Below are 26,551 nucleotides of genomic sequence, written 5' to 3' on the forward strand. Positions count from 1 at the left end.
CCGTTATGGATCGACAGAAGGAATTCGTGCTCCGCACGCTGGAAGAACGGGACATCCGTTTCGTCCGGCTGTGGTTCACCGATGTGCTCGGATTCCTCAAGTCGGTCGCCGTGGCGCCGGCTGAACTCGAAGGGGCCTTCGAGGAAGGCATCGGCTTCGACGGGTCGTCCATCGAGGGCTTTTCCCGCGTCTCGGAATCCGACACCGTCGCGCATCCCGACCCGTCGACCTTCCAGGTGCTGCCCTGGACCACCAGCTCGGGCCACCATCACTCGGCGCGGATGTTCTGCGACATCACCATGCCCGACGGCTCGCCGTCCTGGGCTGACCCGCGTTATGTGCTGCGCCGCCAGCTGGGCAAAGCCAACGAGCTCGGTTTCTCCTGCTACGTACACCCCGAAATCGAGTTCTTCCTTTTGCAGCCCGGCCCCGACGACGGATCCGCGCCGATCCCCGCCGACAACGCCGGCTACTTCGACCAGGCCGTGCACGACTCCGCGTCGAACTTCCGCCGGCGAGCGATCGAAGCCCTTGAATTCATGGGCATTTCGGTCGAGTTCACCCACCACGAAGGCGCGCCCGGTCAGCAGGAGATCGATCTGCGCTTCGCCGATGCGCTGTCGATGGCCGACAACGTGATGACGTTCCGCTACGTCATCAAGGAAGTCGCGCTGGAGGAGGGGGCGCGGGCGTCGTTCATGCCCAAGCCCTTTGCGCAGTATCCCGGCTCGGCGATGCACACGCACATGAGCCTGTTCGAGGGCGAAGTCAACGCCTTCCACAGCCCCGACGATTCGCTGCAGCTCTCCGACGTCGCCAAGTCGTTCATCGCGGGCATCCTGGAGCACGCCTCCGAGATCAGCGCGGTCACCAACCAATGGGTCAACTCGTACAAGCGGCTGGTGACCGGCGGGGAGGCCCCGACGGCCGCGTCGTGGGGGGCCGCCAACCGCTCTGCGCTGGTCCGGATTCCCATGTACAGCCCGCACAAGACGTCCTCGCGGCGGGTCGAGGTACGCAGCCCCGACTCGGCGTGCAACCCCTACCTGACGTTCGCCGTACTGCTGGCGGCCGGATTGCGCGGCGTGGAGAAGAACTACGTGCTGGGCCCGCAAGCCGAAGACAACGTCTGGGACCTCACGCCCGAGGAGCGTCGCGCGATGGGCTACCGCGAGCTGCCGTCCAGCCTGGATGGCGCACTTCGCGCCATGGAGAGCTCCGAATTGGTCGCAGAAGCGTTGGGGGAGCACGTTTTTGACTTCTTCTTGCGCAACAAGCGCAGGGAGTGGGCGAACTACCGCAGCCACGTCACGCCGTTCGAACTCAAGACCTATCTTTCTCTATAACCACCCCCATACCCCACTGCGCTAACGTCGTGGGCGTGACCAAACCCGTGACGGAGCGCCCGACCGTGCCCAGCGTCGGCCGGCTCGGGTTGGTCGATCCGCGCGCCGCCGACAGTCTGGCACGGCTGGGGTGGAACACCGAGGCCCACGTCGATCTGTTGTGGTCGCTGTCGCGGGCACCCGACGCCGACGCCGCGCTGAAGGCGATGGTCCGGCTTTCCGAGGCAGCCGATGCGGGCTGGGACGAACTCAACGCCGCGCTCTTGACCGACCGCGGACTGCGGGGCCGGCTGCTGGCCGTGCTCGGGTCCTCGCTGGCGCTGGGGGATCACGTGATCGCCCACCCGCAGTCATGGCGTCTGCTGCAAGGCGCTGTACGACTGCCGTCGGCCGATCAGCTGCGTCGCGTCTTCAGCGACTGCGTCGCCGAAACATCAACCGGCGCAAGCATCGACCAATTGCGGACTCTCTACCGCGACCAGCTGCTGGTGCTGGCCGCCCTGGATCTGGCGCCGGCCGTCGAGGACGAGCCGGTGCTGCCGTTCACCATGGTCGGCGCTCACCTGTCGGATATCGCCGACGCCGCATTGGGTGCTGCGCTGGCCGTCGCCGAGGCCACCGTCTGCGGTGACGACACGCCGCCCCGGCTGGCGGTCATCGCGATGGGCAAATGCGGTGCGCGCGAACTGAACTACGTCAGCGACGTCGACGTGATCTTCGTCGCCGAGCCCGCCGACGTGGTGGCCACCCGCGTGGCCAGCGCGATGATGCGGGTGGCTTCGGAGGCCTTCTTCGAAGTCGACGCGGCGCTGCGCCCGGAGGGCCGGCACGGCGAGCTGGTCCGCACCGTCGACTCACATCTGACCTACTACCAGCGCTGGGCCAAGACCTGGGAGTTTCAGGCGTTGCTGAAGGCCCGGCCGGCAGCCGGGGACGCGGAGCTGGCCAAGCGGTACATGACCGCGCTGATGCCGATGGTGTGGAACGCCTGTGAACGCGAAGACTTCGTGCCCGAGGTGCAGGCGATGCGACGGCGGGTGGAGGAGCTGGTTCCGGCCGATGTCCGTAGCCGCGAGATCAAACTCGGCAGCGGCGGGCTGCGCGATGTGGAGTTCGCGGTGCAGCTGCTGCAGCTGGTGCACGGCCGCAACGACGAATCGCTGCACGTGGCATCCACGGTCGACGCGCTGTCCGCGTTGGGCAGCGGCGGCTACATCGGGCGTGACGACTCCGCCAACCTGATCGCCTCCTACCAGTTCCTGCGGCTGCTGGAACACCGGCTGCAGTTGCAGCGGCTCAAGCGAACCCACATGCTGCCCGCTCCCGAGGACGACGAGGCGCTGCGCTGGCTGGCGCGCGCGGCCCATGTCCGTCCCGACGGGCGCCACGACGCACTGGGCGTGCTGCGCGAAGAACTGAAGCGCCACAACCTGCGGGTGTCACGGTTGCACGCCAAACTGTTCTATCAACCGCTGCTGGAGTCGATCGGGCCGGCGGGGCTGGAGTTCTCCCACGGCATGACGCCGGAGGCGGCCGAGCGCCAGCTGGCCGCGCTCGGCTACGACGGGCCGCAGAGTGCGTTGACCCACCTGGCCGCGCTGATCAACCACAGCGGCCGCCGCGGGCGGGTGCAGTCGGTGCTGCTGCCCCGGCTGTTGGACTGGCTCTCTGACACACCAGACCCCGACGCCGGGCTGCTGGCCTACCGCCGGGTCAGTGAGGCTCTGGCCGGCCAGCGGTGGTATCTGTCCACGCTCCGCGACAAGCCCGCGGTGGCCAAGCGGTTGATGCGTGTGCTCGGCACATCGGCGTACGTGCCGGAGCTGCTGATGCGCGCGCCGGAGGTCATCCAGCAGTACGCCGACGGCCCGTCGGGACCGAAGCTGCTCGACGTTGCGCCCGAGGCCGGGGCCGGCGCGCTGGTGGCGTCGGCCGCCCGACACGCTGACCCGGTGCGCGCCATCGCGGTCGCGCGCAGCCTGCGCCGTCGCGAGCTGGCCCGCGTCGCCTCCGCTGACCTGCTGGGCATGCTGGAGATCACCGACGTGTGCAGCGCGCTCACTTCCGTGTGGGTGGCGGTGCTGCAAGCCGCGCTTGACGCGGTGATCCGGATCAACCTCCCCGAAAGCGGCAAGGCGCCCGCCGCCGTCGCGGTCATCGGGATGGGCCGGTTGGGCGGCCGCGAACTGGGTTACGGCTCGGACGCCGACGTGATGTTCGTGTGCGAACCAGCCGCCGGTGTCGACGACTCGCGAGCGGTGCGCTGGTCCGTGTCGATCGCCGAGCAGGTTCGCACGCTCTTGGGGACGCCCAGCGTGGATCCGCCGCTGGAAATCGACGCGAATCTGCGGCCCGAAGGCCGCAATGGACCACTGGTCCGCACCCTGGCTTCGTACACCGCCTACTACCAACAATGGGCGGAGCCGTGGGAGGTCCAGGCGCTGCTGCGTGCCGACGCGGTCGCCGGCGATGCCGACCTAGGTCAGCGGTTCCTGCTGATGGCCGACAAGGTCCGCTACCCGGCCGGCGGGGTGTCCGCGGACGCGGTGCACGAAATCCGCCGCATGAAGGCCCGCATCGACGCCGAGCGGCTGCCCCGCGGCGCCGACCGCAAGACCCACACCAAGCTGGGACGCGGCGGCCTGGCCGATATCGAATGGACCGTGCAGCTGCTGCAGCTGCGCCATGCGCACGCCATCGAGGCGCTGCACAACACCTCGACGCTGCAGACCCTGGATGCCATCGCCGAGGCCGAGCTGATCCCCGCCGACGAGGCCGACCTGCTGCGGCAGGCCTGGCTGACCGCCACCAAGGCCCGCAACGCGCTGGTGTTGGTGCGCGGCAAGCCCACCGACCAGCTGCCCGGACCCGGGCGCCAGCTCAACGCCGTGGCCGTCGCCGCCGGGTGGGAGGGCGGCGACGGCGGCGAGTTCCTGGACAACTACCTGCGGGTGACGCGGCGCGCAAAAGCGGTCGTGGGCAAGGTGTTCGGTGATTGAGAGGCGGGTTGGGTGAAACCACCGTACGAGGTGATGAGCGCCGACGAGCATGACCGGCTGACCGCGGTATACGGGCCGCTGACCGACGCCGTGCGCGAACTCATCGACGCCACCATTCGCACCGAAGCCGACGAGGACACCATTCGGCAGGCACGCACCGCAATCCAGACGGCGACCGACGCCTTGCGCGGAAGAGTGCGCGACGAATCTCAGGTGGTGCGCTATGCCGTGGACGGGCGCCCAGTGGTATGGAGCAATGCGGTGATCGGTCTACGCAACCCGATCGCCCCGCCGCTGACGATCCAGCACGACAGCGACCGCACCCGGTGCTGGAGCGAATTCACGCTCAACGCCGCCTACGAGGGTCCGCCCGGACTGGTGCATGGCGGCGTGTGCGCGCTGATTCTCGACCATGTCCTCGGCGAGGCCGCCAGCGAGGGGCTGACCAAGCCGCTGTTCACCGGAACCATCACGGTCAGGTATGTGCGCGGCACGCCACTGGGCAGGCTTCGGGCCGAAGCCGCCGTCGAACGCACCGAAGGTTTCAAAACCTTTGTGTCCGGCCATCTTTCCGACGCCGAAGGAATCACCGCCGAAGCCGAGGGCATCTTCATTCAGCCGGCCTGGGCGCGGGAAACCGGATGAAGTTCTACATCAGCAGCGCATACCTGAACACCCGAGAGATCGTCGAGATCGCCAAGGCCGCCGACGAGCTGGGGTACGACGGCATCGGGATCCCCGACCACATCGTCAACTTGGAAACGCTGAGCACCCCGTACCCCTACACCAAGGACGGGCAGCGGCGCTGGCAGCCGTTCACCGAATGGCCCGACCCGTGGGTCTTGGTCGGGGCGCTAGCACAGGTGACGACGCGGCTGCGGTTCGTCACCACGGTCTACATACCGGGCATGCGCAATCCTTATTCGGCAGCGAAAGCCATCGGTACCGCGGCCTATCTCGCCGACGGGCGCGTGGAGCTCGGTGTGGGTGTGGGCTGGTGCGCTGACGAATTTGCGCTGATGGAGCAACGGTTCGAAGACCGCGGCAAACGCACCGACGAGATACTCGAGCTGATGGCCGCGCTGTGGTCCCCGGGCTGGACCGAGTTCGACGGCCGGTTCTATTCGACGCCGCGGCTGGAGATGCAGCCGACGCCGCCGCGGATACCGATCTATGTCGGCGGACTCAGCGAGATCGCGTTACGCCGCGCGGCCCGGCACGACGGCTGGATCGGCGATCTGATCAAGCTCGACCGCGCTATTGCCGCCGCCGAGAGGCTGCGTGCGCTGCGGGCCGAAAACGGTTTGCCGATGGACGATTTCACCATCCTCACTCCGCTGACCGACGCCATCACCATCGCCGACTACCAGCGTGCGGAGGATGCCGGCATCACCGGCATCCTGACCATGCCGTGGATGTTCTACGCCGGACCGGATGCGACGCTGGCCGAGAAAATCGACGGCATGCGACGGTTCCGCAAGGACCTCGTGCAGTGAAACTGTTCCCTCGACCGCCGGCATGCCCTACCGTTTGCAACGTGGAGTCACACATAACCCCCGAACTGGTGCCCGTTGAGGCATTGCGCTCAGGTGACCCGATCACCGACGTCAACGGTGGCGGTCAGCACTACATAGTTCTCGAGTCCAAAGCCGTCGGTGAAAGCTGCGTCGTCCTCGAGCTCGAGTCGAAAGCCAATCACCAGCTTCGGGTGATCGAGATGTCCTTCCCGGCCGGCTACCACGTGGGCAGGTCACCTCGCCGCATTCTGTGACCCCCGACGTCAGTCCTTTTCGCATCGACGTCGGCAGCGAAATCCTCGACGACCTGCGGACACGGCTTGCGCGTACCCGTTGGCCGGAAGCCGAATGTGTCGACGACTGGAGCCAGGGCATGCCGCTGGCGTACACGCGTGACTTGGCCGATTACTGGGCCGACGGCTACGACTGGCGCGCCCGCGAAGCCGCGTTGAACCGATTCGACCACTTCACCACCGAGATCGACGGGCTCGACATTCACTTCATCCACCAGCGATCCCCGCACCACGACGCCTTCCCGCTGGTGATCACCCACGGCTGGCCCGGGTCGATCGTGGAGTTCCACAAGGTGATCGAGCCGCTGGTCAACCCGGCGTCGGGCCGCGCCGAGGACGCATTCCACGTCGTCTGCCCTTCGCTACCCGGGTACGGGTTCTCCGGCAAGCCAACCCGGACCGGCTGGGGTGTCGAGAAGATCGCGCAGACGTGGGAGACGCTGATGGGGCGTCTTGGCTACGACCGCTACGGCGCGCAGGGCGGCGACTGGGGTGCCGCGGTGACAACGCAAATGGGCCGCAACCGCGGGCACTGCGTCGCCATCCACCTGAACATGCCGATCGGCAGACCCACGGCCGAAGCGCTCGCCAACCCAACCGAGGAAGAGCAGCGTGCCCTGGCGGCGTTGGCGGAGCACCGGCGATGGGGCACAGGCTATTCCAAGCAGCAGTCCACCCGACCCCAGACGCTCGGCTACGGACTCGTCGACTCCCCTGTGGGACAAATGGCGTGGATCATCGAGAAGTTCTGGGCGTGGATGGATTGCGATGGGCATCCCGAGAATGTGCTCAGCAGAGACGAACTGCTCGACAACGTGATGGTGTACTGGGTGACCGGCACCGCCGCTTCCTCGGCCCGCTTGTATTGGGAGAGCTTCAAGGTCTGGGGCGAAATGGATCGGGTCGAATTGCCTACCGGCGTAGCCGCTTTCCCCGGAGAGCTGTTGAAGTCTCCGCGGAGTTGGTGCGAGTCGATCTACAACGTCACGCATTGGTCGGCGATGCCACGCGGCGGGCATTTCGCCGCATTCGAGCAACCGGAGCTGTTCGTCGACGACGTCCGCGCGTTCTTCGCGAACTTCCGCTGACGACAGCGCCGCGGCACGGCAGAATCAACAGATGACTTCGCCCAGTCGTGCTGAGTTACTGGCGGCGCTGTCGGTGGCGATCGACCTCGGTCTGGGGCAGCCCAGCGAGCACATGTTGCGCGCTGCGCTGATCGGCACCAGGATCGCCGACCGGCTGGGGCTCGAGCGCGATCAGCGTGACTGTGTCTACTACACGAATCTGGTCATGTGGATCGGATGTCACGCCGAATCGCACGAATACGCACGGTGGTTCGGAGATGACATCGCCGTACGGCGGGACTCGGCTCTGGTGGACTGGTCCGGGCTGCCGTATCTGCGTTTCCTGCTCGGCAATGTCGCTCGCGGTGAGCCGTTGCTGCGACGGCTGACGGTGATGGCGACGCTTTTCGCCAACGCGCGCGGACACCTGTCGCAGCTGGTCCACTCGCACTGTGCCTCGGCGAGTGTGCTCGCGGAGCGGATCGGTTTGGGCGCCGACGTACAGGCGTCGCTGGGATTCGCGTTCGAGCGGTACGACGGCGGCGGCCTGCCCAACGGTGCTGGCGGCGAGGCCATTCCGGTACCGATGCGCATCGCGCAGCTTGCCGACATGGCGGAGATCCACCACCGCACCTACGGCATTGACGGCGCAGCGGCGATGGCCCGCAGCCGGCGCGGTGGCCAGTTCGACCCGCACATCGTCGACGTCTTCATCGAAAATGCCGACGCATTGCTCGCCGGCCCCACGACCGGGGACGTTTGGGCCGCGGCGCTGCGCGAAGCACCGGATCGTCACCAACGGCTGGACGGGCAGTCGCTGGACTCCCTGCTTATCGCCCTGGGCGACTTCGTCGACCTCAAATGCCCTTTCACCCTGGGACATTCGCAAGCCGTCGCGCAACTGGCCGCCGACGCCGCGGCCGCCGTCGATCTCGACGACGACACGATGGCATTGATCCGCCGCGCCGGATACGTCCACGACCTGGGCCGCATCGGGGTGTCGAACCAGATCTGGTCGGCGCCGCGTTCCTTGACCGCGAGCGAATTCGAGCGGGTGCGACTGCATCCCTACTTCACCGTCCGGATCCTCAGTCAAGTCGGCGGCCTGGAGCGGGTGACCCAGCTCGCCGGCAATCACCATGAGCGCGTTGACGGCGCCGGCTACCCGCGCGGCCTTGCCGGCAGCTCGCTGGGCCTGCCGGACCGCCTGCTGGCCGCGGCGGTCAGCTACCAGTCGGCGCGGGAACCGCGCCCGTACCGCGCGGAACTCGCACCGGAGGTGGCCGAGCAGCGGCTGCGCCAAGGCGCGCGGGACGGTGCCCTCGATCCGGTTGCGGTGGACGCGGTTCTGCATGCGGCCGGGCGTCGTCGAGAACGACCCAACGTACGGCCCGGCGGTTTGACCCCCCGCGAGATCGAAGTGCTCACTCTGGTCGCTCGCGGTGCCTCCAACAAGGAGATCGCAGCCTCGCTGGTGATCAGCGAGAAGACGGCCCGCAACCACATCGAACGCACCTACGCCAAGATCGGGGTGTCCAACCGCATCGGCGCCAGCATGTACGCGCTGCAGCACGGCCTCGTCACTCCCGCCGGCACCTGAAATTTGAGGCAAACGCCTCATGTGCCGGGCGGCGGTGCTGTGCAGCATCAGCGCATGACCAATGCGACGACGTTCAAACGCGCCGTAACGATCGGTTACGGCGCACTGTGCTACCTGGTATTCCTGGTGGCTTTCCTGTATGCGATCGGCTTTGTCGGGGACATTGCAGTGCCCCGCAGCGTTGATCACGCGATAGCCGCGCCCGTCGGACAGGCGGTCGTGGTGAACACACTGCTGCTCGCCCTGTTCGCGATCCAGCACAGCGTGATGGCCCGGCCCGCGTTCAAGCGGTGGTGGACGCGAGTCGTGCCGCAGCAGATTGAGCGCAGCACCTATGTGCTGTTCGCGAGCCTGCTGCTGCTCCTGCTGTATTGGCAGTGGCGGTCGCTGCCCGCCGAGATCTGGGACATCGACATCCCGGTGCTTCGGCAGGGATTGTGGGCGTTGTTCTGGGCCGGCTGGGTGACGGTGCTGGCCACCACGTTCATGCTCAACCATTTCGAGTTGTTCGGCCTGCGCCAGGTGTATCTGGTGTGGCGCGGAAAACTGCACAGCGACACCGGTTTTCGTACGCCGCTGCTGTACCGGGTCGTGCGTCACCCGTTGATGCTCGGTTTTATCGTGGCGTTCTGGGCGACGCCGACGATGACGGCCGGTCATCTGATGTTCGCGGTCGCGACCGCCGGATACATCCTGATCGCGGTGCAGTTCGAAGAGCGAGACCTGGTGGCGCAGTTGGGCCCGCAGTACAGCAGCTACCGCCGAGAGGTGCCGATGCTTGTGCCGAGGGCCCGCCGGCGGCGACCGACGCTTCCTCAGGTCGAGGTTCGGGCCGGATCGAACTCGAGAACCTGAGTCAAACGGATGTTGTTGCCCGACGGGTCGCGAAACGACGTGTCGATCCCGTAGGGCTGCGCCGTCGGCGGGTCGTTGAAGACGACACCCCGACGCGACAACTCGTCATACGTCGCCTGGCAGTCGTCGGTCTCCAGGAACAGGGTTCCGCCGGCGCCCTTGGCAATCAGCTCCGACAGCGCGGCACTGGCATCCGCGTCGAGCATCGGTGGTCCCGGCACCGGCATCAGCACCAAGCCCACGTCGGGCTGGCCCGGCGGCGCCACCACCAGCCAGCGAAACTGCCAAGCCTCCATGGTGACGTCGGACCGGACTTCCCAGCCCAGGGTCTTGGTGTAGAAGTTGAGCGCGTCGTCTTGGTCATGCACCCAGAACTGGGCATTGGCGATCCTGAGCAACGGTCCTCCTCGTAAGTGGTGTGAGGAAGCCTAAGAAACTTCGCTGCCGGCGTCTTCTCGAAACGTGCGGTTTTTCGGCCGAGCGTATGCCTTGGCGACACAGAGCGGGATTCGGACGTACCGGGCAGCGGGTGGCCATGCGGCGCGGTAGCCGGTGGGGGACTGGCCGAACATCCGGTGGAAGCTGGTGGTAAACGATCCGATGCTTCCCCACCCAACGGCGAAGCAGATCCGGGAAACCGGCCAGTCCGTGGTGCGCAGCAGCGCCGCGGCGCGTTCGAGCCGACGGGTCAGCAGATATTGATGGGGAGTCTCGCCGAAGGTCCTGCTGAATTCTCGGCTGAAGTGCGCCTTCGACAGGCCGGCGGCGTCGGCCATCGTCGCGACCGCCAGCGGTTCGAAGTACCGGCTGTCCACTAAGTCCTTCGCCCGCAAGAGATGTCGGGCAACAGGCATGTCGGCCACGGTCACCGCCGCAGGAACCGCCGATTCCAACGTCGCTGGCGGGTCCGGGGTGCCGCCGTCGAACGCCAGCGGCTCCGCCTGGTGTCCAGCGCGTAAGGGCCCGCACCGATGAAGATCAAGAGCAGGAAGGCGAAGCAGTAAAGCACCGCCAGCTCACCTTGATTGACGATCGGGAAGAATCCGTGCGGGAAGTGCTGAGTGAAGTAGGCGACCGCCATCTCGCCGCACGCCACGAAGGCGGCGGCCCGGGTGAACAGGCCGACGGTGACCAGCGCGCCGGTTATCAGCTCGATCCATGCCGCGTAGTAACCCGGCCATTCGCCCACCGGAACGGTCTGCGGCGCCGGCCAGCCGATCAGCTTGGACAGGCCGTGGCACACGAACAGCAGCCCAAAAACCACTCGGAATACGGCCAGGGCCGTCGGCCAATAGGAGTTGAGCCTTGCGTCGAGGTTGCGCGTCATGCGCCGACCTTAATGCACGCCCAGTGCGCCGCTGAGGTATTGGGCGCGGCAGGCCCGACGGGCGAGCTTGCCGCTGGTGGTGCGGGGGATGGCGCCGGCCGGTAGCAGCCGCACCTCGCCGACGCGCAGACCATGCCGGTGCGCTACCGCTTCCCTTATCGCCTCGATGGCGGGCTGCGGATCGGCGCGGCCGGTGCCGGCTGCGCGTTCGGCAACGATCACCAGTTCGTTGTCCCGCACCGAGAACGCGGTCACGTAGCCACGCCGTACCATTGGCGAGGCCTCCGCAGCGGTGGCCTCGATGTCCTGCGGGTAGTGGTTACGGCCGTCGATGGTCACCAGATCCGCGATGCGGCCGGTGACGTAGAGCTCGCCGTCCAGATAGAAACCCAGATCCCCGGTCCGCAGCCAGGTGCCGTCGACGTTCGAGCCGTCGGCGTGGCTGCCGTTTGCGAGCCGCGAGGCCAGCTTGGCGCCGAAGCTGACGCGGGTCTCGTCGGGCAGGCCCCAGTAGCCGCGGCCAATGTTATTGCCCTGCAACCAGATTTCGCCGACCTCACCGTCTGGTAGTTCGCTCGCGGTATTTGGGTCGACGATCACGGCCCACTGGCTGCGCGCCACCTGTCCGCAGGACACATGCGCCACGGCGTTGGGCGCATCCGCCGCGACGCGGACCGCGTGGCCGGCGCCCAGTTGTTCGCGGTCGAAATAGGCGACGGTTGGCTCGGCGGTCGGGGCGATGGTCGCGACGAACAGCGCCGCCTCCGCGATGCCGTACGACGGTTTGAACGCGGTGCGCGGTAATCCATAGGGCGCAAACGCTTTGTTGAAGGTTCTGATCGCATCGATGCTGACCGGTTCGGAACCGATGATCATCACGACGTTGCTGAGGTCGACGTCCTCGCCGTGTGTGGGTAGGCCGCGCTGCGCGGTCCACTCGTAGGCGAAGTTCGGCGCCGCAGTCACCACGCGGCCTTCCCGGGAGCCGGCGGACAACGCGTGAATCCAGCGCTGCGGCCTGCGCACAAAGGCAGTCGGGGACATCAGCGTGGAGTGTCCTCCGTATATCGCTGGGAAGCCGATCATCGACAAACCCATATCGTGGTAGAGCGGTAACCAGCTGACGCCGTGGGTGTTTCGGTCCAGCAGGTCGATCGAGAGGATCATCTGCACCAGGTTGGTCCCGACCGCCCGGTGGGTGATTTCCACACCGACCGGCGGCCGCGTCGAGCCCGAGGTGTACTGCAGGTGGGACACGTCGTCCATGCCCAGCTCGGTGGGGACAAACAGTTCGGCGGCCGAGTCCGGAATCTGGTCGATGGCGATGACTCTCGGTGCCCGGAGGTGCGGGTGGTTGGCCAGAAAGTAATCCACCGCGTCTTTTGCCGCCGTAGTCGTCAGCACGACAACGGGCTCGGAATCGCGCAGCGCCGTGTCCAGACGTTCGGCGTGCCCGGGCAATTCGGGGGCGAACAACGGCACCGCGATGGTGCCCGCCTTGACCGCCGCGTAGAACCCGGCAACGTAGTCGATGCCCTGCGGCGCGAGGACCGCAACCCGCTCACCGCGGTCTGCAGCTTGCTGTATATGCGCGCCGATGGCTTGCAACCGGACACCGAATTGCGTCCAGGTCACCTCGATGGCCTGTGGCTCAACCGCGCCGGTGAAATCCAGGTAGCGATAGGCCACCGAGTCACCGACATTGGCGATGTTGCGGTCGATGAGCGAGATCAGCGTGACACCCGGCGGCAAGGCAACGCCACCGTCGGCGTCCAGGCAGTCCTCGATCTGGAGCAGTCCAGGGCCTTCGGGTCGGGAACCGCGATCCATGACCAAAAGTGTAGGCAATTCCGTTGTCTGGGCCGTTCCTGCGATGTTCGAGGTGAAACGGGGTTTGTTATGACATTCTGCGGGTGTGTCCGATCGGCCGGCGGCTGCCCCTTCGGGCGTCGTGACGTTTCTGTTCACCGACATTGAGGGTTCGACCCGTCGGTGGGAGACGGACGCGGATGGGATGCGTAAGGCGCTCGCTGCTCACGATGAGGTGTTGCGCTCGACGATCGAGTGCCACGGTGGATTCCTGTTCAAGCACACCGGCGACGGGGTGTGCGCGGCGTTCAACTCCCCGATGGCGGCGGTGGATGCCGCAGTGGCTGCCCAGCGGGCCTTGGAGTTGCCGGTGCGGATGGGGCTGGCGACCGGCGAGGCGGAACTGCGCGACAGTGACTACTTTGGCGCCGTACTCAATCGGGCGGCGCGAGTGATGGCCGCGGGCCATGGCGGTCAGGTCCTGCTGGCCGAGTCGACCGCGAGTCTGCTGACCGGTGTAGACCTCGTCGATCTGGGGCCGCAACGGCTACGGGATGTACCGATGCCAGTCGGGATGTTTCAGGTCCGAGGACCCGGCCTTCGCAGTGACTTTCCGCCATTGCGGACGCTGGACACGACTCCGGGAAATCTGCGCCCGGCGACCACCAGCTTGATCGGCCGCGCGTCCGAGGTCGACGAGATCAAAGCCGCAGTGCGGTCTCACCGATTGGTGACGCTGACCGGGGTAGGTGGGGTGGGCAAGACACGCCTCGCAGTCGAAGTCGCGGCGCAGCTGGCGGATGAATTTCCCGACGGCGTTTGGGTTTTCGAGCTTGCAGCGGTCACTGATCCCGCGGCGGTGCCAGACGCGGTGGCGGCCGTGCTGGGCATCACCCAACAACCCGGCAAGACGGTAAGCGAGTCGGTGGCCGCCTCGTTGGCGGGCAGAATCCGACTGCTGGTGATCGACAACTGCGAACACATGCTCGATGCTGCCGCCGATTTGATCGACGCGGTCCTCGGGCATTCCACGACGGTGCGAGTATTGGCCACCAGCCGAGAAGGCCTCGGGCTTGCCCAGGAACGCGTGCGACCTGTGCGCTCCCTGGATGCGACAGCAGGCGTCGACTCTCCGGCGGCGCGTCTCTTCGTCGAACGCGCACAAGGCATTGCGCCGGGCTTCTCGGTGGTCGACGGCGATGAGGCCGCGGCGGTGTCCGAGATCTGCCAGCGGCTGGACGGGATTCCTTTGGCGATCGAATTGGCGGCATCGCGGATGGCGTCGATGACCGCCAGCGAGGTACGAGACCGTCTTGGTCATCGATTTCGACTGCTGGTTGGTTCGCGGCGCGGACTGGAACGCCACCATACGTTGCGCCATGCGGTGTCGTGGTCTTACGACCTGCTCGACGGCGCGGAAAAGACCTTGTTGCAGCGGTGTTCGGTGTTCGCCGGCGGTTTCGACCTCGAAAGCGCTTGTGCGGTGGTCGGATACGGTGAATCGGACGAGTACACGGTCCTGGATCTGCTCGATGCATTGGTACGCAAATCGCTGCTCGCGGTCGACCGGTCGTCCGGGCGGACCAGGTTTTCGATGCTGGAAACCATTCGGCAATTCGCCGAGGAACAACTCGTGGCCAGCGGTGCGGCGGAAGATGCTCGCGCAGCGCATGCGCACCACTTCGCCGGAAAGGAGGCCGACATCCTGGCTCTATGGGACAGCCCCCGTCAGCGTGAGGCGTACGACTGGTTCAGCACCGAGCTGGCCAACCTCCGCACCGCGTTTCGGTGGGCCGCCGATCAGGGCGACCTCGACGACGCCGCCATCATCGCCACCTACGCGGCTGTACTCGGCTTCTGCGTCGAAAACTACGAACCCACGGCCTGGGCCGCAGAGTTGGTCGAGTCCGCGCGCGCAGTCGATCACCGTCGGCTGGTATTCCTGTACGCGACAGCGACACAGTGCTGGTTCGTCGGACGGATCGAGGAGGCCCTGCGGTACAGCAACGCCGGCGAGACAGCGATCCTCGAAGGTCGCCGCCGTGAGCTCCCATTCGGCTACGAAGGTCTTCTCAGCAATCCGTATATAGCCATCGGTCAGCCCGATCGGTCAGTCGAATGGTGCCGTGCCGTGCTATCCCGAACGCGCGATGCGCACGTCAACATCACGTCGTTTCTGGTCATGGCATTGACAATCGCGGGTCGTGATGACGAGGCAATCGCCGCCGCTGACGGTCTACCCGATGCCGCCGAAGCCACCGGCAATCCGTATGCACTCTCGTTGGCGTTGATGGGCTACGGCTTCGCCTGGCGCAACGCCGACCCCCGGCGCGCAGCCGAGGCGATGCACCGAGGCCTGGCGATCGCGCACGAAAGCGGCAACCGCTTCAACGAGAGCCACATAGCTGCCAATCTCGCGCAAGTTGAAGTCGAGCGCGACGATCCGCTGTCGGCGCTCGATCACATCAGTTTCGCGATCCGCCATTTGCACGATTCCGGCAACATCGTCACTCTCCGCTCGCCTTTCACGAACCTGGCGATCCTCCTCGACCGGCTCGAACACTACGAACCAGCCGCCATCATTGCCGGTTTCGCATTCAGCCCCCTGACTGCCGTCACGTTTCCCAAAATCAACGCTGTGATCGCACACCTCCGCGAGGTGCTCGGGGAGCAGACATATGAATCTCTGGCCCGCAAGGGCGAAACGATGACGATCGCGGCCACGGCGACCTACGCCTACGACCAAATCGATCGGGCGCGAGCAGAACTAGGCGCGGTCGTCAAATAGCCGCCGGACACCATGCATACCGGTTTCCCTGGTGCTACCCAGGGGATGCATTGGCGGCATGATCCGTATCAATCGGGAGAAAGTGCAACACTGTCAGGTAATGCAAAAGGTCAGGGAATGAAAGTACTCGGGATTGCGGCGGCAACCGCCATCGCTCTCGCGCCGTTGTCGGTGGTGGTCACCGCACCAGGCGTAGCGGAGGCGGCCCCATGCTCTGGCCAGTTTGCCAACCCCGCATCCTGCGAGAACTGCCTGCTTTTGGTGGAGCGGTATCACACACCCAACGTGTGCGACAGACCCCCGCCGTCCCGCCCGGTCCAGGCGCCCACGAGCACGATGCCGGTAGAGATTCCGCCGGCTCCGCCGTTGCCCGTTGTGCCGGAACCCGCGCAGCCGAGCGTGACAGAGGTCGTCCCGGCCCCGAGCACGATGCCGGCGCAGGCCCCCAAGATCAAGCCGCTACCGCCCGAGGCACCGAGAAACGCCCTGGCGGTGCCACCGCCGAAGACGCTGGATGCGCCGCCGCAGGCGGTCGCGGCTGCCAAGGCCGCACCGGCGACGCGCATCAATCCCGGTGTCAACCAGATGCTGCAGCTGGTTGACTTCAACCATCAGGTGCAGACCGTGGTCGACGCGCACAACGTCGACGTCCTGCAGGCCGACAACCAGGCGCTGGCGCGCCCCCGCCATTGGGACTACGTCGACTACGACGCCTACCACCGTCCGATGCTCTACAACCCGCTCGATCAGGCGATGACATTCCGCTACTTCTACAACGGCGCCTACCGAGAGTCCTATGTGCCGGCCGGCGGCCGGATCGTGCTCGATGCCGCCACCGTTGGCGTGTTCCCGTTCACGGCAGTCGGCGACAGCTATCTGGCGTCGGGCAGCTTCTACGGCGGAGCCTGGATACCGCCGCCCAATGGTTGGGACGGCCCACCGCCACCGGACTACAAGCCTCCGGCGCCCCGGGACGTGTACGAGGACGTCGTGGCAGATGTCCCCGCCGATGACCAGAACGTGGAAGTCGGGCGGGTCGAGGTGGTGGGCCACGACGACAGCCAACCTGCGGGCAGCCGGGACATCTTCCTGCTCGACGACTCCACCTTTGCCTGGGGCCAGATCAACGATCCCAGCACCAACGCCCAGATCAGGGTGACCAAGACGCAGTCGCTGCCGGGCATCGGGCCGACCGACAACGGCAGCTTCTTGGTGGCGCTGGCCAATTACAAGGAGCCCCAACCCAGCCAACCCTGGTGGCCCTCGGCGCTGATCTACGGGCTGTTGGCGGTTGCAGTGTGCTTTCTCGCCTGGATGATCAGCCGTGAACACGGAGCGCAGACCTGACCGGTAGCCCGGTCTAGTTCATCTAACGGAGTGGAAATGAGTGAATATCAGACCGTCGTGGTCGGCACCGATGGCTCGGACTCGTCGCTGCGTGCGGTGGACCGAGCAGGCGCGATCGCTGCGGACACCGGCGCGAACTTGATCGTTGCGACAGCGCATCCCCCCGCCCAGCAGGAACGCGGCCATTACGCCGTCCCGCCGGGGAGCGACCACGGCGCGGACTACCGGACGGTGGGCGACGCTCCCATCTACGCGATCCTGCAGAACGCCAGGGAGCGGGCGCACCAAGCCGGGGCCAAGAACGTGGAGGAGAGGTCGGTCGTCGGCCCCCCGATCAACGCGCTGGTTGACCTGGCCGAGGAGGTCCATGCCGACCTGCTGGTAGTCGGCAATGTCGGTCTCAGCAGCGTCGCCGGGCGGCTGCTGGGATCAGTTCCATCCGAAGTCTCCCGCAAAGCCAAGGTCGACGTGCTGATCGTCCACACCACCGACTGACGCAGGCGGTCGGCGCAACATCGCACTCCTGGCGCGCGATTCATAGACGAGCGGTGCTGTCAAGCTGAGATTTGCGCCTCTTGTTCGTCTGTACTGGCTTATTACGGGACGAATACCCCCTACGATCCGGTCATGGGAAGTCCTTGGCCCGGGCCGGGTTACGCGCTGGACCAAACCGGCAATTGGGGCCCCGCGAAGTGGGAGTACAACTGGGCAGCCAGGTCCACGCTCGAGGAGCTTGGGACGTTCGCGGACGAACTAGGCAAAGTCGGGTGGGAGATGGTTAATTTCACGATGGTGCCCCTGAACATCCGCGCTGTGGCTAGAGGCAACGCGGTGCAGGCCATGAACCAACAGAGCTATGAGAACTGGTTGTACACCGCCATGTTCAAACGGATCCTCCCATAACAAGCTCGAGAGGACTCTGACGAGTCAGAGGGTTAGCCGACTTATACGTCGAAGTACAAGGCGAATTCGTGCGGATGCGGCCGGACGTTGATCGGCTGGATCTCGTTCTCGCGCTTGTAGGCGATCCACGTCTCGATCAGGTCGGAAGTGAAAACCCCACCCTCGGTGAGGTATTCGTGGTCTTCCTCGAGGCGGTCGATCACCGCGGCCAGCGAGGTCGGGGCCTGCGGGATGTTCGCGGCCTCTTCCGGCGGCAGCTCGTAGAGGTCCTTGTCGACCGGTGCCTGCGGCTCGATCTTCTTCTTGATGCCGTCGATGCCGGCCATCATCATCGCCGAGAACGCCAGGTACGGGTTGCCCGACGAGTCGGGGCAACGGAACTCCAGCCGCTTGGCCTTCGGATTGTTGCCAGTGATCGGGATGCGCACACACGCCGACCGGTTGCGCTGGCTGTACACCAGGTTGATCGGGGCTTCGAAGCCGGGCACCAACCGCTTGTAAGAGTTGACCGTCGGGTTGGTGAACGCCAGCAGCGACGGGGCGTGGTGCAGCAGGCCGCCGATGTAGTGGCGGGCCAAGTCGGACAAGCCGGCATAGCCCATCTCGTCGTACATCAGCGGGCTGCCGTCCTTCCACAGCGACTGGTGGGTGTGCATGCCGGACCCGTTGTCGCCGAACAGCGGCTTGGGCATGAAGGTGACCGTCTTGCCGTTCTGCCACGCGGTGTTCTTGACGATGTACTTGTACAGCTGCAGGTCGTCGGCCGCGTGTAGCAGCGAGTTGAACAGGTAGTTGATCTCGGCCTGTCCGCCGCTGCCCACCTCGTGGTGGCCCTTCTCCAACGTGAAGCCGGCGTTGATCAGGTTGGTCAGCATCTTGTCGCGCAGGTCGACGTACTGGTCGTTGGGGGCAACCGGGAAGTAACCGCCCTTCGGCCGGACCTTGTAGCCGCGGTTGGGGCTGCCGTCCGCCTCGGTCGCGCTGCCGGTGTTCCACCAGCCCGAGATCGCGTCGACCTCGTAGAACGCGCTGTTGGTCGTCGAGTCGAACGCCACCGAGTCGAAGATGTAGAACTCGGCCTCGGCGCCGAAGTAGGCGGTGTCGGCGATGCCGGTGCTCTTGAGGTAGCTCTCGGCCTTACGGGCAATGTTGCGCGGGTCGCGCGAATACGGCTCGAGGGTGAAGGGGTCGTGCACAAAGAAGTTGAGGTTCAGCGTCTTCGCTTCGCGGAACGGGTCGATTTGCGCGGTTCCGGGGTCGGGCAGCAGCAGCATGTCGGACTCGTGGATCGACTGGAATCCGCGAATCGACGACCCGTCGAACGCCACCCCGTTCTCGAAAAACTTCTGGTCGAATGCTGAAGCCGGGATCGTGAAGTGCTGCATGACGCCAGGCAGATCACAGAACCGGACGTCGACGTACTGGACCTTCTCATCCTTGATGAGCTTGATGACGTCGTCGGCCGTCTTGTCGGACACCGAAGCGCTCTCCTTTACTTCAGGCCTCGAATCTACTGCGGTCATTGAAGCGCTCTCCTTTACTCGGCCGTTGACTGATCGCCCGACCAGACGCTATGGAGGTGATGTTGCCCAAGGGTCAACCCCGTGTTGCGCTGACGTTACGCGACCGCGCCGTTGGCCGCGGAAGTTGGGTAGACATCGCCTTATTGTGGGGCCATGGCCCGCAGCATCGGATCCTGGCTGTCCGGCCCGTCCGGCGGAGCGTCCGGGTTGCCCACCGACATGCCGTACTCGCTCGCCGGAATGGGTCGGCGGTTGGCGGCGCTGCTGGTCGACTGGTTGGTGGCCTACGGGCTGGCCGCCCTGGCGATGACGTTCGGGCTGATCTCATTGGGAGTGCTGTCGACTGCGGTTTTGGTCATCTGGTTGGTGCTGGGCGCGGTCGCCGTCCGGTTGTTCGAATTCACCCCGGGCCAATTCGCCCTGGGGCTTCGGGTGGTGTCGGTCGACGGACGAATGCACGTCGGGTTGGGGCGGGCCGTGCTGCGCGGGGTGCTGATCGGGTTCGTCATCCCCGCGTTGTTCATCGATGCCGACGGCCGCGGCCTGCAGGACCGGCTAACCGGCACCGCCGTGGCACGACGCTGAACGTACAGCGCTAGCGGCGACGTACGGTCCGCTGCACGCCGCGCATCTTGGCGGCGGTCGGCATTGGGCCCTTCGGCATCGCCGCCGGCCCGGCCCGCGAACCCAGCGCGGACAGCCGGGACTCAAGCGCGTCCATCTGCTTGGCGGTGATGTTCGCCGGCAACCGGGTGAGGTGGCGTTCCAGTTTGGCCAGCGGCACTTCGCCGTCGCCGTTGCCGACGATGATGTCGTAGATCGGGACATCGCCGACCACCCGGGCGGTGCGCTTTTTCTCCTGGGCCAGCAGCGGCTTGACCCGCGTCGCCGAGCCCTCGGCCACCAGGATGACCCCGGGCCGGCCGATCACCCGATGCACGGCGTCGAAATTGCCGGTGGCGGCCACCCCGGGGGTGAAGCGCCACTTGCCACGCAGGTTGTCCAGAGCCCATGCCGCGGCCCCGGTTTGGCCTTCGGCCTTGCGGTACACCGTCCGTTGCGCGCGCCGGCCGAAGATGATGAACGCCACCAGCGCTCCCAGCACCACGCCCAGCGGGATCATCGTGACCGTGGTGAATCCGCCGGCGGACACCCCGACCGCCACCGATATCCCCACGATCAGCACGAATGCTCCGATCATGTAGGGCAGCAGGCGCTTGTCCTCTTTGCGTTGCATGTTGAACGCCTGCCAGAGCTGAGTGCGACGCTCCTTGGCGGCCGCTTTGCGGGCGGCTTTGGCTTCGGCTCGGGCGGCTTTGTTCTGGGCGGCGTTGCGGGGTCGTGCCATTGGTTCAGGATACGGCGGGGCGCGTCTGCACGGCCCGCTGGTAAAGCCGGCCGGCCCGATACGACGACCGTACCAGCGGTCCCGCCAGCACACCGGCGAATCCCAGCTGCTCGGCGTAGTCGGAGTATTCGACGAACTCCTCCGGCGTGACCCAGCGCTCGACGGGGTGGTGCCGCGCCGACGGCCGCAGGTATTGGGTGATGGTGACGATGTCGCAACCGGCCTCGCGCAAATCCGCCAGGGCGGTGCGCACCTCGTCGGGCGTCTCGCCCAGGCCGAGGATGAGGTTGCTCTTGGTGACCAGCCCGAAGTCGCGGGCCGCGGTCAGCACATCGAGACTGCGCTGATAGGAGAACGCAGGCCGGATCCGCTTGAAGATGCGCGGCACCGTTTCGACGTTGTGGGCCAACACTTCCGGCTCAGCCTCGAAGATCTGCCGCAGCCGCTCGGGGTCACCGTTGAAATCGGGGATCAACAGCTCGACGCCGGTCACCGGGTTGAGTCTTTTGATGGCGCGCACGGTTTCGGCGTACAGCCAGGCGCCCCCGTCGGGCAGGTCGTCGCGGGCCACTCCGGTGACCGTGGCATACCGCAGGCCCATGGCGTGCACGCTTTCGGCGACTCGGCGTGGTTCGTCGCGGTCCAAGACGGCGGGCTTGCCGGTGTCGATCTGGCAGAAATCGCAGCGACGGGTGCACACCTCGCCACCGATGAGGAACGTGGCCTCGCGGTCTTCCCAGCATTCGTAGATGTTCGGGCAACCGGCTTCCTCGCACACGGTGTGCAGACCTTCGCGGCGGACCAGGTTCTTCAGCTCCGTGTATTCCGGGCCCATCCGCGCGCGGGTCTTGATCCACGGCGGCTTGCGCTCGATCGGTGTCTGCGCGTTGCGTACTTCCAGACGCAGCAGTTTCCGGCCTTCCGGAGCAACGGTCACAACGGCGATGCTACGCGGGCAAGCCGGCCGTCTAAGGCGTCGCACACCGCTTCGGCGACGCGTATCCGGACGTCGTCGACCCCGACATCGCGGCCCATCTCGGCGGTTATCGACGTCACCCCGGCGTCGGTGATGCCGCACGGCACGATCTTCTGGAAGGCGTCGAGGTCGCAGTCGCAGTTGAGGGCGAACCCATGCAACGTCGTCGCCCGCGACACCCGAACCCCGATGGCGGCGACCTTGCGCGCAGGCCGCCCGGGGATCCAGACTCCGGAACGCCCATCGACGCGGCCGGCATCCAGACCCAACTCGGTGCACACCGCGATCAGCGATTCCTCAAGGCGCCGAACATAATTGACCACATCAAGTGGTTCGGACAACCCGATGATCGGGTAGCCGACGAGCTGCCCGGGGCCGTGCCAGGTGATCTTGCCGCCGCGGTCGGTGTCGACGACGGGCGTGCCGGCTATTGGTCGCTCTCGCGGCAGCGTGCGGCGACCGGCGGTGTAGACCGACGGGTGCTCGAGCAGCAGCAGCGTGTCGGGACCGCCTGCCACCCGAGCATCGGCCAATTCTCGTTGCAGCTGCCACGCCTCGACGTAGTCCACCGTCCCCAGTTGACGCACGTCGATCGGCGCCGCGCTCGAGCGGATGGAGCTCACAGAACGAGGCTACAGGCGACCGCTCCGCGAGACGGAAGCCACGGCTGTGGTTGGCCCCAATGTCACAACCCACGCTTCTGTCTCGCGGCGCCCATCGGTACTAGGCGACCGCGGGCTGCGCGGTCGCATACCGCAGCGCCTCGCCGATGGTCTTGTGGTGGAACTGAAAACCAGCGCGCTCGAGTGCGGCGGGGATCACCCGCTGTCCCCACAGCAGCCCCTCCTCGGCGAACTCGCCGAGGGCTGCGCGCACCGCGAACCCGGGCAGCATCAGCGGCGTGCGCCGGTTCACCGCTCGGCCCAGTGCCGCGGTGAACTCGGCGTTGGTGACCGGCGCCGGGCCGGTGAGGTTCACCGGCCCGGACAGCCCTGTGTGGGAGAGGACGAACTGGAGCGCCCGCACCTCGTCTTCGAGGGTGATCCACGACATGTATTGGCGGCCGTTGCCCAGGCGGGCACCAAGGCCGACGGAGAACAGCGGGCGCAGCCGGCGCAGCGCGCCGCCCGACGCGGCCAGCACCAATCCGGTGCGGGCCAGCACGACACGCGTGCCGGCCTGAACGGCGGCGGCGGTGGCAGCCTCCCAGTCGTGACACAGCTGAGCCAGGAAACCCGTTCCCACCGAACCGCTTTCGTCGACTGCCCGGTCCTTGGTGTCGCCGTAATAGCCGACTGCGCTGGCGTTGACCAGCACACCGACGCCCGCTTCGGCGACTGCGGCCGACAGCACTTCGGTTGGCGTGATGCGACTGTCGCGCAGGTTCTGTTTGAACGCCCCCGACCAGCGTCGCTGCCCGATGTTTATGCCGCACAGGTTGACAACGGCGTCGACTCCGCGCAGCGCGCCGGCGTCGAATTCGCCGCTGTCGGGATCCCAATGCAGCTCAGTGCCATTCGCCGGCGCTCGCCGCACGATCCGCAGCACTCGGTGATCGGCCGTGCGCAGCGCTGTCACCAGCGCCGAACCGATCAGTCCGGACGAACCCGCGATCGCAATGACGGCCTTGGCCACGTTGTCACAGTCCCAAATCGGCCTCGAACGCGCCTTCTTCGAGCCGATTCTTGATGGTGGTGAGGAACCGGCCGGCGTCGGCGCCGTCGATCAGGCGGTGGTCGTAGGTCAGCGGGAGGTAGCACACCGATCGCACCCCGATGGACTCGTTGCCGGTGTCGTCGACGACGACCCGTGGCCGTTTGACGATGGCGCCGGCGCCCAGCATGGCGGCCTGCGGCGGCACCAGGATGGGCGTGTCGAACAACGCACCCTGGCTGCCGATGTTGGTGATCGTGAATGTGCCGCCGGACAGCTCGTCAGGCTTGAGGTCGCCCGAGCGCGCACGGGCGGCGATGTCGGCGATCGCGCGCGCGAGCCCGGCAAGCGACAGGTCGCCGGCGTTGTGGATGACGGGGGAGAGCAGGCCCTGCTCGGTGTCGACGGCGAAGCCGAGGTGCTCGGCGTCGTAGTAGGTGATCTCCTTGGTTTCCTCGTTGTAGCTCGCATTGATGTTGGGATGGATCTTGAGCGCGTCGATCACTGCGCGGGCGATGAACGGCAGATAGGTCAGGTTCACGCCCTCGCGTTCGGCGAACGCGGTTTTGGCCCTGGCCCGCAACGCCACGATCCTGGTCATGTCGACCTCGTGGGTCTGGGTGAGCTGTGCGGTGGCCTGAAGGGATTCGCGGGTCTTCTTCGCGGTGATCTGGCGGATCCGGCTGGCCTTCTGGGTGGTGCCCCGCAGATGAGCCAGCGCCGGCGCGGGCGTGGGGACGCTGGGTGCTGGGGCGGCCGGCGCCTGCGCCGTCGGCTCGGGTGCCGGAGCTTTCTTCGCTTCTGCGGCGGCCAGCACATCTTGCTTGCGGATCCGTCCTCCCACGCCGGTTCCGCGCAGCTGGGTGAGATCGATGTTGTTCTCGGCGGCCAGTTTTCGCACCAACGGGGTGACATACGGGGTCGCGGCGGCGGTAGCCGCCGGCTCACTCGGCGGCTGTGGTGGTTGCGGCGCGGGCTCGGGCTTGGCTTCCGGCTCGGGTGCCGGCTGCGGTTGCGGCGACGGTGCCGGCGGCGGGGCCGGCTGGGCCGCTGGCGCCGGCCGCTGGTCTGGGGCTTCGGGCTGGGGTGCGGGCGCGGCCGCGGTTTGGGCGCCGGTGCCGATCTTCGCCAGCTCGCCGCCCACCGGGACGGTGTCGTCTTCGTCGGCGGTGATGCTGACCAGGGTGCCTGCCACCGGTGACGGGATCTCGGTGTCGACCTTGTCGGTGGACACTTCCACCAGGGGCTCGTCGACCTCGACCGAGTCGCCGACCTTCTTCAGCCAGCGAGTCACCGTGCCCTCGGTGACCGATTCGCCGAGTTCGGGCATCAGCACCGGCTGGGTGGCGCCGGTTTCGCCTTGCCCATCGGTCGCCGACACAGCTGCCGGCTGCGGCTCGGGCTCCGGCTGCGGTTGCGGCTCGGTCTGCGGTTGTGGTTCGGGGGCGGGCTCAGCGGCGGGTTGCTCAGCCGCTCCCTGGCCTTCCGTACTCTCCCCGATGATGGCCAGCTCGCCGCCGACTTCAACGGTGTCGTCCTCTTGGGCGATGATCTTGGTCAGCACGCCGGCCGCGGGCGACGGGATCTCGGTGTCCACTTTGTCGGTGGAGACTTCGAGCAGGGGTTCGTCGAGTTCGACCGTGTCGCCTTCTTGCTTGAGCCAGCGTGTGACGGTTCCCTCAGTCACGCTCTCACCGAGTGCCGGCATCTGAACTGAGAAGGCCATCTCTGTTGACTCCTCGATGGATCGGTCGGTCGGCACGGGCTGACCTCTGGCTTACCACAGCGTCGTGTACGGCAGGCACCCAAGCGATTCTCCAAACCATCCTGTCACGCGGCGTTGCCGGCACACATCCAGGGCGGAGCGGCCCGGCACCCGAATGCCCGGCAACGTCAGGTATCCGGGTAATCGGACGTAAGGTCCTGACTTCTGGATCGAGGGCGACGAGCGGCTGAATAACTATTTGACCATTGAGACGTTTTGGATTGAAATGCCGAAAAACCGGATATGTTGCTCGCGTGTACCCCGACGACAGGGGCAAAGAGCTCGCCACGGTCCTCTCATACCTGACGGGCCGCTCCCTCAGCAGAGAAGAAATCTGGACGGCGATGGAGTTGCGCCGCTCCACGTACTACGACCAGCTCGACAAGGGAACCCTGATAACTGCGGACAACCTGCGAACGGCCGCAGCGAATCTGGGCATCAACCGCGCCGAGCTGCTGACCCGCTACCGTTTCATCGAACCCGCAGAGGTCCTCACCTTGGCCGAAGAGATCCGTGGACACTCGGATGCACAACCGGTGTCGGCGAATTCTCAAGTGAAGACCGCTCACAAGCTGGCAAGAATCGAGGAATGGCGCCCGCGGCCCGACGCGCCCCCACTGTAGATCCCGTTCGTACACCATGGCTCTGACCGCTCTCATCATCATCACCCTGGCATCCATTTCGTGGAGCCTCTGGATCCGGCGGGTCACCTGGCATTGCCGGTGGGAGGTGGCCGCAACGCTCAACATCGCGTTGCAGGGGTGTGCGGTCGCACTGATGTCACCGTTCGCGTCGGAAACGCTCGGGGTCACCCTGCACGATCTCACCGGCGAGTGGAATCTGCAGAACTACATCGGGCACGACTGCTACATCGTGGCGGCCTCGGCGATCGTCTACAACGCGCTGGGTCGGCTTGCTTACGACACCGTCATGCAGACGAAGTTCAAGCAGTTCGTGGAGCGCCCCGCCACGCTGTGTATTCCATTGTTGCTGGCTACTTTTTCGCTGAGTCGCGGCAGCCGGACATACGCGCGTGACTTCTTCGCGCTGCGCACGGACTTTTGGCTGAGCGTCTATTGGCTTTTGCTCTGTACAACCCTCGCTTACCTACTGGTGTACGGCTCCCGCGCCCTGCTGGTCCTGCGGAAGGACCCACGCTCGAGGCGCATCGCAAACCTGTATCTGGTTGCGTGCGCAAGCGGGATCACCGCGTGCATGGTGCGGATCACCACTGCGCTGATTCCGCCGACCCAGGGCCAGACGGGCGCATTCCTGACGTGGCTGTTCGCCTGCCTGTGCGGCGCAGTTTTCGCGTTGACCTCGGCGCAGGCCTGGCGGCAGAAGATTCGGTGGTTTCAGAGGCCGGCTCTACGCCGGTAACCGAGCCGATGCGGCCCTGAGCCGATTGGTCAGCCATGTCGGCGGGTATGCCCCA

Annotated in this window: 25 protein-coding genes; 15 read left to right on the forward strand and 10 right to left on the reverse strand. The window is 66.2% G+C overall.

The window, feature by feature from the left end:
* Positions 1-5: 5 nt before the first annotated feature.
* From glnA (AWC06_RS20305) to mddA, 8 genes are read left to right on the forward strand one after another with little or no spacing between them, the layout of a single operon-like run.
* On the forward strand, positions 6-1,346 hold the full coding sequence (gene glnA / locus AWC06_RS20305; protein ID WP_085199770.1) for a type I glutamate--ammonia ligase: 1,341 nt from the start codon (positions 6-8) through the stop codon (positions 1,344-1,346).
* 29 nt (positions 1,347-1,375) lie between these two features.
* The gene (locus AWC06_RS20310; protein ID WP_085199771.1) at positions 1,376-4,345 is read left to right on the forward strand and encodes a bifunctional [glutamine synthetase] adenylyltransferase/[glutamine synthetase]-adenylyl-L-tyrosine phosphorylase; all 2,970 of its coding nucleotides are present in this window, start codon (positions 1,376-1,378) and stop codon (positions 4,343-4,345) included.
* A 33-nt stretch (positions 4,346-4,378) separates the two neighbouring features.
* Entirely contained in the window at positions 4,379-4,990 is a 612-nt protein-coding gene (locus AWC06_RS20315; RefSeq protein ID WP_085199772.1) for a PaaI family thioesterase, read from the forward strand.
* A complete protein-coding gene (locus AWC06_RS20320; protein WP_085199773.1) occupies positions 4,987-5,841 on the forward strand; it encodes a TIGR03619 family F420-dependent LLM class oxidoreductase in 855 nt (284 codons plus the stop codon). The genes AWC06_RS20315 and AWC06_RS20320 overlap by 4 nt, the downstream gene beginning before the upstream one ends.
* Before the next feature lie 41 nt (positions 5,842-5,882).
* A complete protein-coding gene (locus AWC06_RS20325) occupies positions 5,883-6,116 on the forward strand; it encodes a hypothetical protein (RefSeq protein ID WP_211282001.1) in 234 nt (77 codons plus the stop codon).
* On the forward strand, positions 6,113-7,243 hold the full coding sequence (locus AWC06_RS20330; RefSeq protein WP_085199774.1) for an epoxide hydrolase family protein: 1,131 nt from the start codon (positions 6,113-6,115) through the stop codon (positions 7,241-7,243). Before AWC06_RS20325 ends, AWC06_RS20330 begins: the two co-directional genes overlap by 4 nt.
* Before the next feature lie 31 nt (positions 7,244-7,274).
* Positions 7,275-8,822 (forward strand): HD domain-containing phosphohydrolase, encoded by a 1,548-nt coding sequence (locus AWC06_RS20335; RefSeq protein WP_085199775.1) that lies wholly within the window; start codon positions 7,275-7,277, stop codon positions 8,820-8,822.
* A 54-nt stretch (positions 8,823-8,876) separates the two neighbouring features.
* Entirely contained in the window at positions 8,877-9,677 is an 801-nt protein-coding gene (gene mddA, locus AWC06_RS20340; RefSeq protein WP_085200080.1) for a methanethiol S-methyltransferase, read from the forward strand.
* Here the strand turns inward: mddA and AWC06_RS20345 are convergent.
* From AWC06_RS20345 to AWC06_RS20360, 4 genes are read right to left on the reverse strand one after another with little or no spacing between them, the layout of a single operon-like run.
* On the reverse strand, positions 9,638-10,075 hold the full coding sequence (locus AWC06_RS20345) for a VOC family protein (RefSeq protein ID WP_085199776.1): 438 nt from the start codon (positions 10,073-10,075) through the stop codon (positions 9,638-9,640). The genes mddA and AWC06_RS20345 overlap by 40 nt on opposite strands.
* A gap of 30 nt (positions 10,076-10,105) precedes the next feature.
* Positions 10,106-10,531 carry a helix-turn-helix transcriptional regulator gene (locus AWC06_RS20350; RefSeq protein WP_085200081.1) on the reverse strand — a complete coding sequence of 142 codons (426 nt, stop codon included), beginning with the start codon at positions 10,529-10,531 and terminating at the stop codon, positions 10,106-10,108.
* Between the two features lie 11 nt (positions 10,532-10,542).
* Positions 10,543-11,004 (reverse strand): DoxX family protein, encoded by a 462-nt coding sequence (locus AWC06_RS20355; protein WP_085199777.1) that lies wholly within the window; start codon positions 11,002-11,004, stop codon positions 10,543-10,545.
* 9 nt (positions 11,005-11,013) lie between these two features.
* Positions 11,014-12,834: a fatty acyl-AMP ligase gene (locus tag AWC06_RS20360; RefSeq protein WP_085199778.1), complete on the reverse strand. Its 1,821-nt coding sequence runs from the start codon at positions 12,832-12,834 to the stop codon at positions 11,014-11,016.
* A gap of 85 nt (positions 12,835-12,919) precedes the next feature.
* Between AWC06_RS20360 and AWC06_RS20365 the strand changes: the two genes are divergently transcribed.
* The 4 genes from AWC06_RS20365 to AWC06_RS20380 all read left to right on the forward strand — a co-directional run bounded on the left by AWC06_RS20365 (position 12,920) and on the right by AWC06_RS20380 (position 17,851).
* On the forward strand, positions 12,920-15,601 hold the full coding sequence (locus AWC06_RS20365; protein WP_227371057.1) for an adenylate/guanylate cyclase domain-containing protein: 2,682 nt from the start codon (positions 12,920-12,922) through the stop codon (positions 15,599-15,601).
* Between the two features lie 117 nt (positions 15,602-15,718).
* The gene (locus AWC06_RS20370; RefSeq protein WP_085199780.1) at positions 15,719-16,948 is read left to right on the forward strand and encodes a hypothetical protein; all 1,230 of its coding nucleotides are present in this window, start codon (positions 15,719-15,721) and stop codon (positions 16,946-16,948) included.
* Between the two features lie 36 nt (positions 16,949-16,984).
* Positions 16,985-17,443 (forward strand): universal stress protein, encoded by a 459-nt coding sequence (locus AWC06_RS20375; protein WP_085199781.1) that lies wholly within the window; start codon positions 16,985-16,987, stop codon positions 17,441-17,443.
* Positions 17,444-17,575: 132 nt separating this feature from the next.
* A complete protein-coding gene (locus tag AWC06_RS20380; RefSeq protein ID WP_085199782.1) occupies positions 17,576-17,851 on the forward strand; it encodes a hypothetical protein in 276 nt (91 codons plus the stop codon).
* A gap of 41 nt (positions 17,852-17,892) precedes the next feature.
* Here the strand turns inward: AWC06_RS20380 and glnA (AWC06_RS20385) are convergent, their stop codons facing one another.
* On the reverse strand, positions 17,893-19,329 hold the full coding sequence (gene glnA / locus AWC06_RS20385; protein WP_085199783.1) for a type I glutamate--ammonia ligase: 1,437 nt from the start codon (positions 19,327-19,329) through the stop codon (positions 17,893-17,895).
* Between the two features lie 198 nt (positions 19,330-19,527).
* On the opposite strand from glnA (AWC06_RS20385), the gene AWC06_RS20390 reads away from it, so the two are divergent.
* Positions 19,528-19,959 carry an RDD family protein gene (locus tag AWC06_RS20390; RefSeq protein WP_085199784.1) on the forward strand — a complete coding sequence of 144 codons (432 nt, stop codon included), beginning with the start codon at positions 19,528-19,530 and terminating at the stop codon, positions 19,957-19,959.
* 10 nt (positions 19,960-19,969) lie between these two features.
* Here AWC06_RS20390 and AWC06_RS20395 read toward each other — a convergent pair whose 3' ends face one another.
* From AWC06_RS20395 to sucB, 5 genes are all read right to left on the reverse strand, one after another.
* Positions 19,970-20,722 carry a DUF4191 domain-containing protein gene (locus tag AWC06_RS20395; protein WP_085199785.1) on the reverse strand — a complete coding sequence of 251 codons (753 nt, stop codon included), beginning with the start codon at positions 20,720-20,722 and terminating at the stop codon, positions 19,970-19,972.
* A 4-nt stretch (positions 20,723-20,726) separates the two neighbouring features.
* On the reverse strand, positions 20,727-21,659 hold the full coding sequence (gene lipA, locus AWC06_RS20400; protein WP_085199786.1) for a lipoyl synthase: 933 nt from the start codon (positions 21,657-21,659) through the stop codon (positions 20,727-20,729).
* Positions 21,656-22,321, reverse strand: coding sequence for a lipoyl(octanoyl) transferase LipB (lipB, locus tag AWC06_RS20405; RefSeq protein WP_085199787.1), 666 nt, complete (start codon positions 22,319-22,321; stop codon positions 21,656-21,658). The genes lipA and lipB overlap by 4 nt, the downstream gene beginning before the upstream one ends.
* 100 nt (positions 22,322-22,421) lie before the next feature.
* Complete coding sequence (locus AWC06_RS20410; RefSeq protein WP_085199788.1) at positions 22,422-23,333, reverse strand: TIGR01777 family oxidoreductase; 912 nt, start codon at positions 23,331-23,333, stop codon at positions 22,422-22,424.
* A gap of 4 nt (positions 23,334-23,337) precedes the next feature.
* A complete protein-coding gene (sucB, locus tag AWC06_RS20415) occupies positions 23,338-25,077 on the reverse strand; it encodes a 2-oxoglutarate dehydrogenase, E2 component, dihydrolipoamide succinyltransferase (protein ID WP_085200082.1) in 1,740 nt (579 codons plus the stop codon).
* Positions 25,078-25,370: 293 nt separating this feature from the next.
* Here sucB and AWC06_RS20420 point away from each other — a divergent pair, with 293 nt between their 5' ends.
* The gene (locus tag AWC06_RS20420; protein WP_085199789.1) at positions 25,371-25,739 is read left to right on the forward strand and encodes a hypothetical protein; all 369 of its coding nucleotides are present in this window, start codon (positions 25,371-25,373) and stop codon (positions 25,737-25,739) included.
* Positions 25,740-25,755: 16 nt separating this feature from the next.
* Positions 25,756-26,496, forward strand: a complete 741-nt coding sequence (locus tag AWC06_RS20425) for a hypothetical protein (protein WP_085199790.1) — start codon at positions 25,756-25,758, stop codon at positions 26,494-26,496.
* Positions 26,497-26,551 lie beyond the last annotated feature (55 nt).

The sequence above is a fragment of the Mycobacterium fragae genome, from assembly GCF_002102185.1.
GTDB classification, from domain to species: Bacteria; Actinomycetota; Actinomycetes; order Mycobacteriales; family Mycobacteriaceae; genus Mycobacterium; species Mycobacterium fragae.

Bases quoted from the DNA above. Each gene is read 5' to 3' on its own strand.
- sucB (WP_085200082.1), bottom strand. From the start codon at position 25,077: ATGGCCTTCTCAGTTCAGATGCCGGCACTCGGTGAGAGCGTGACTGAG.
- AWC06_RS20390 (WP_085199784.1), top strand. From the start codon at position 19,528: ATGGCCCGCAGCATCGGATCCTGGCTGTCCGGCCCGTCCGGCGGAGCG.
- AWC06_RS20425 (WP_085199790.1), top strand. From the start codon at position 25,756: ATGGCTCTGACCGCTCTCATCATCATCACCCTGGCATCCATTTCGTGG.
- AWC06_RS20320 (WP_085199773.1), top strand. From the start codon at position 4,987: ATGAAGTTCTACATCAGCAGCGCATACCTGAACACCCGAGAGATCGTC.
- AWC06_RS20375 (WP_085199781.1), top strand. From the start codon at position 16,985: ATGAGTGAATATCAGACCGTCGTGGTCGGCACCGATGGCTCGGACTCG.
- AWC06_RS20315 (WP_085199772.1), top strand. From the start codon at position 4,379: ATGAGCGCCGACGAGCATGACCGGCTGACCGCGGTATACGGGCCGCTG.
- mddA (WP_085200080.1), top strand. From the start codon at position 8,877: ATGACCAATGCGACGACGTTCAAACGCGCCGTAACGATCGGTTACGGC.
- glnA (WP_085199770.1), top strand. From the start codon at position 6: ATGGATCGACAGAAGGAATTCGTGCTCCGCACGCTGGAAGAACGGGAC.
- AWC06_RS20370 (WP_085199780.1), top strand. From the start codon at position 15,719: ATGAAAGTACTCGGGATTGCGGCGGCAACCGCCATCGCTCTCGCGCCG.
- AWC06_RS20350 (WP_085200081.1), bottom strand. From the start codon at position 10,531: ATGCCTGTTGCCCGACATCTCTTGCGGGCGAAGGACTTAGTGGACAGC.
- AWC06_RS20335 (WP_085199775.1), top strand. From the start codon at position 7,275: ATGACTTCGCCCAGTCGTGCTGAGTTACTGGCGGCGCTGTCGGTGGCG.
- AWC06_RS20380 (WP_085199782.1), top strand. From the start codon at position 17,576: ATGGGAAGTCCTTGGCCCGGGCCGGGTTACGCGCTGGACCAAACCGGC.
- AWC06_RS20360 (WP_085199778.1), bottom strand. From the start codon at position 12,834: ATGGATCGCGGTTCCCGACCCGAAGGCCCTGGACTGCTCCAGATCGAG.
- AWC06_RS20395 (WP_085199785.1), bottom strand. From the start codon at position 20,722: ATGGCACGACCCCGCAACGCCGCCCAGAACAAAGCCGCCCGAGCCGAA.
- AWC06_RS20355 (WP_085199777.1), bottom strand. From the start codon at position 11,004: ATGACGCGCAACCTCGACGCAAGGCTCAACTCCTATTGGCCGACGGCC.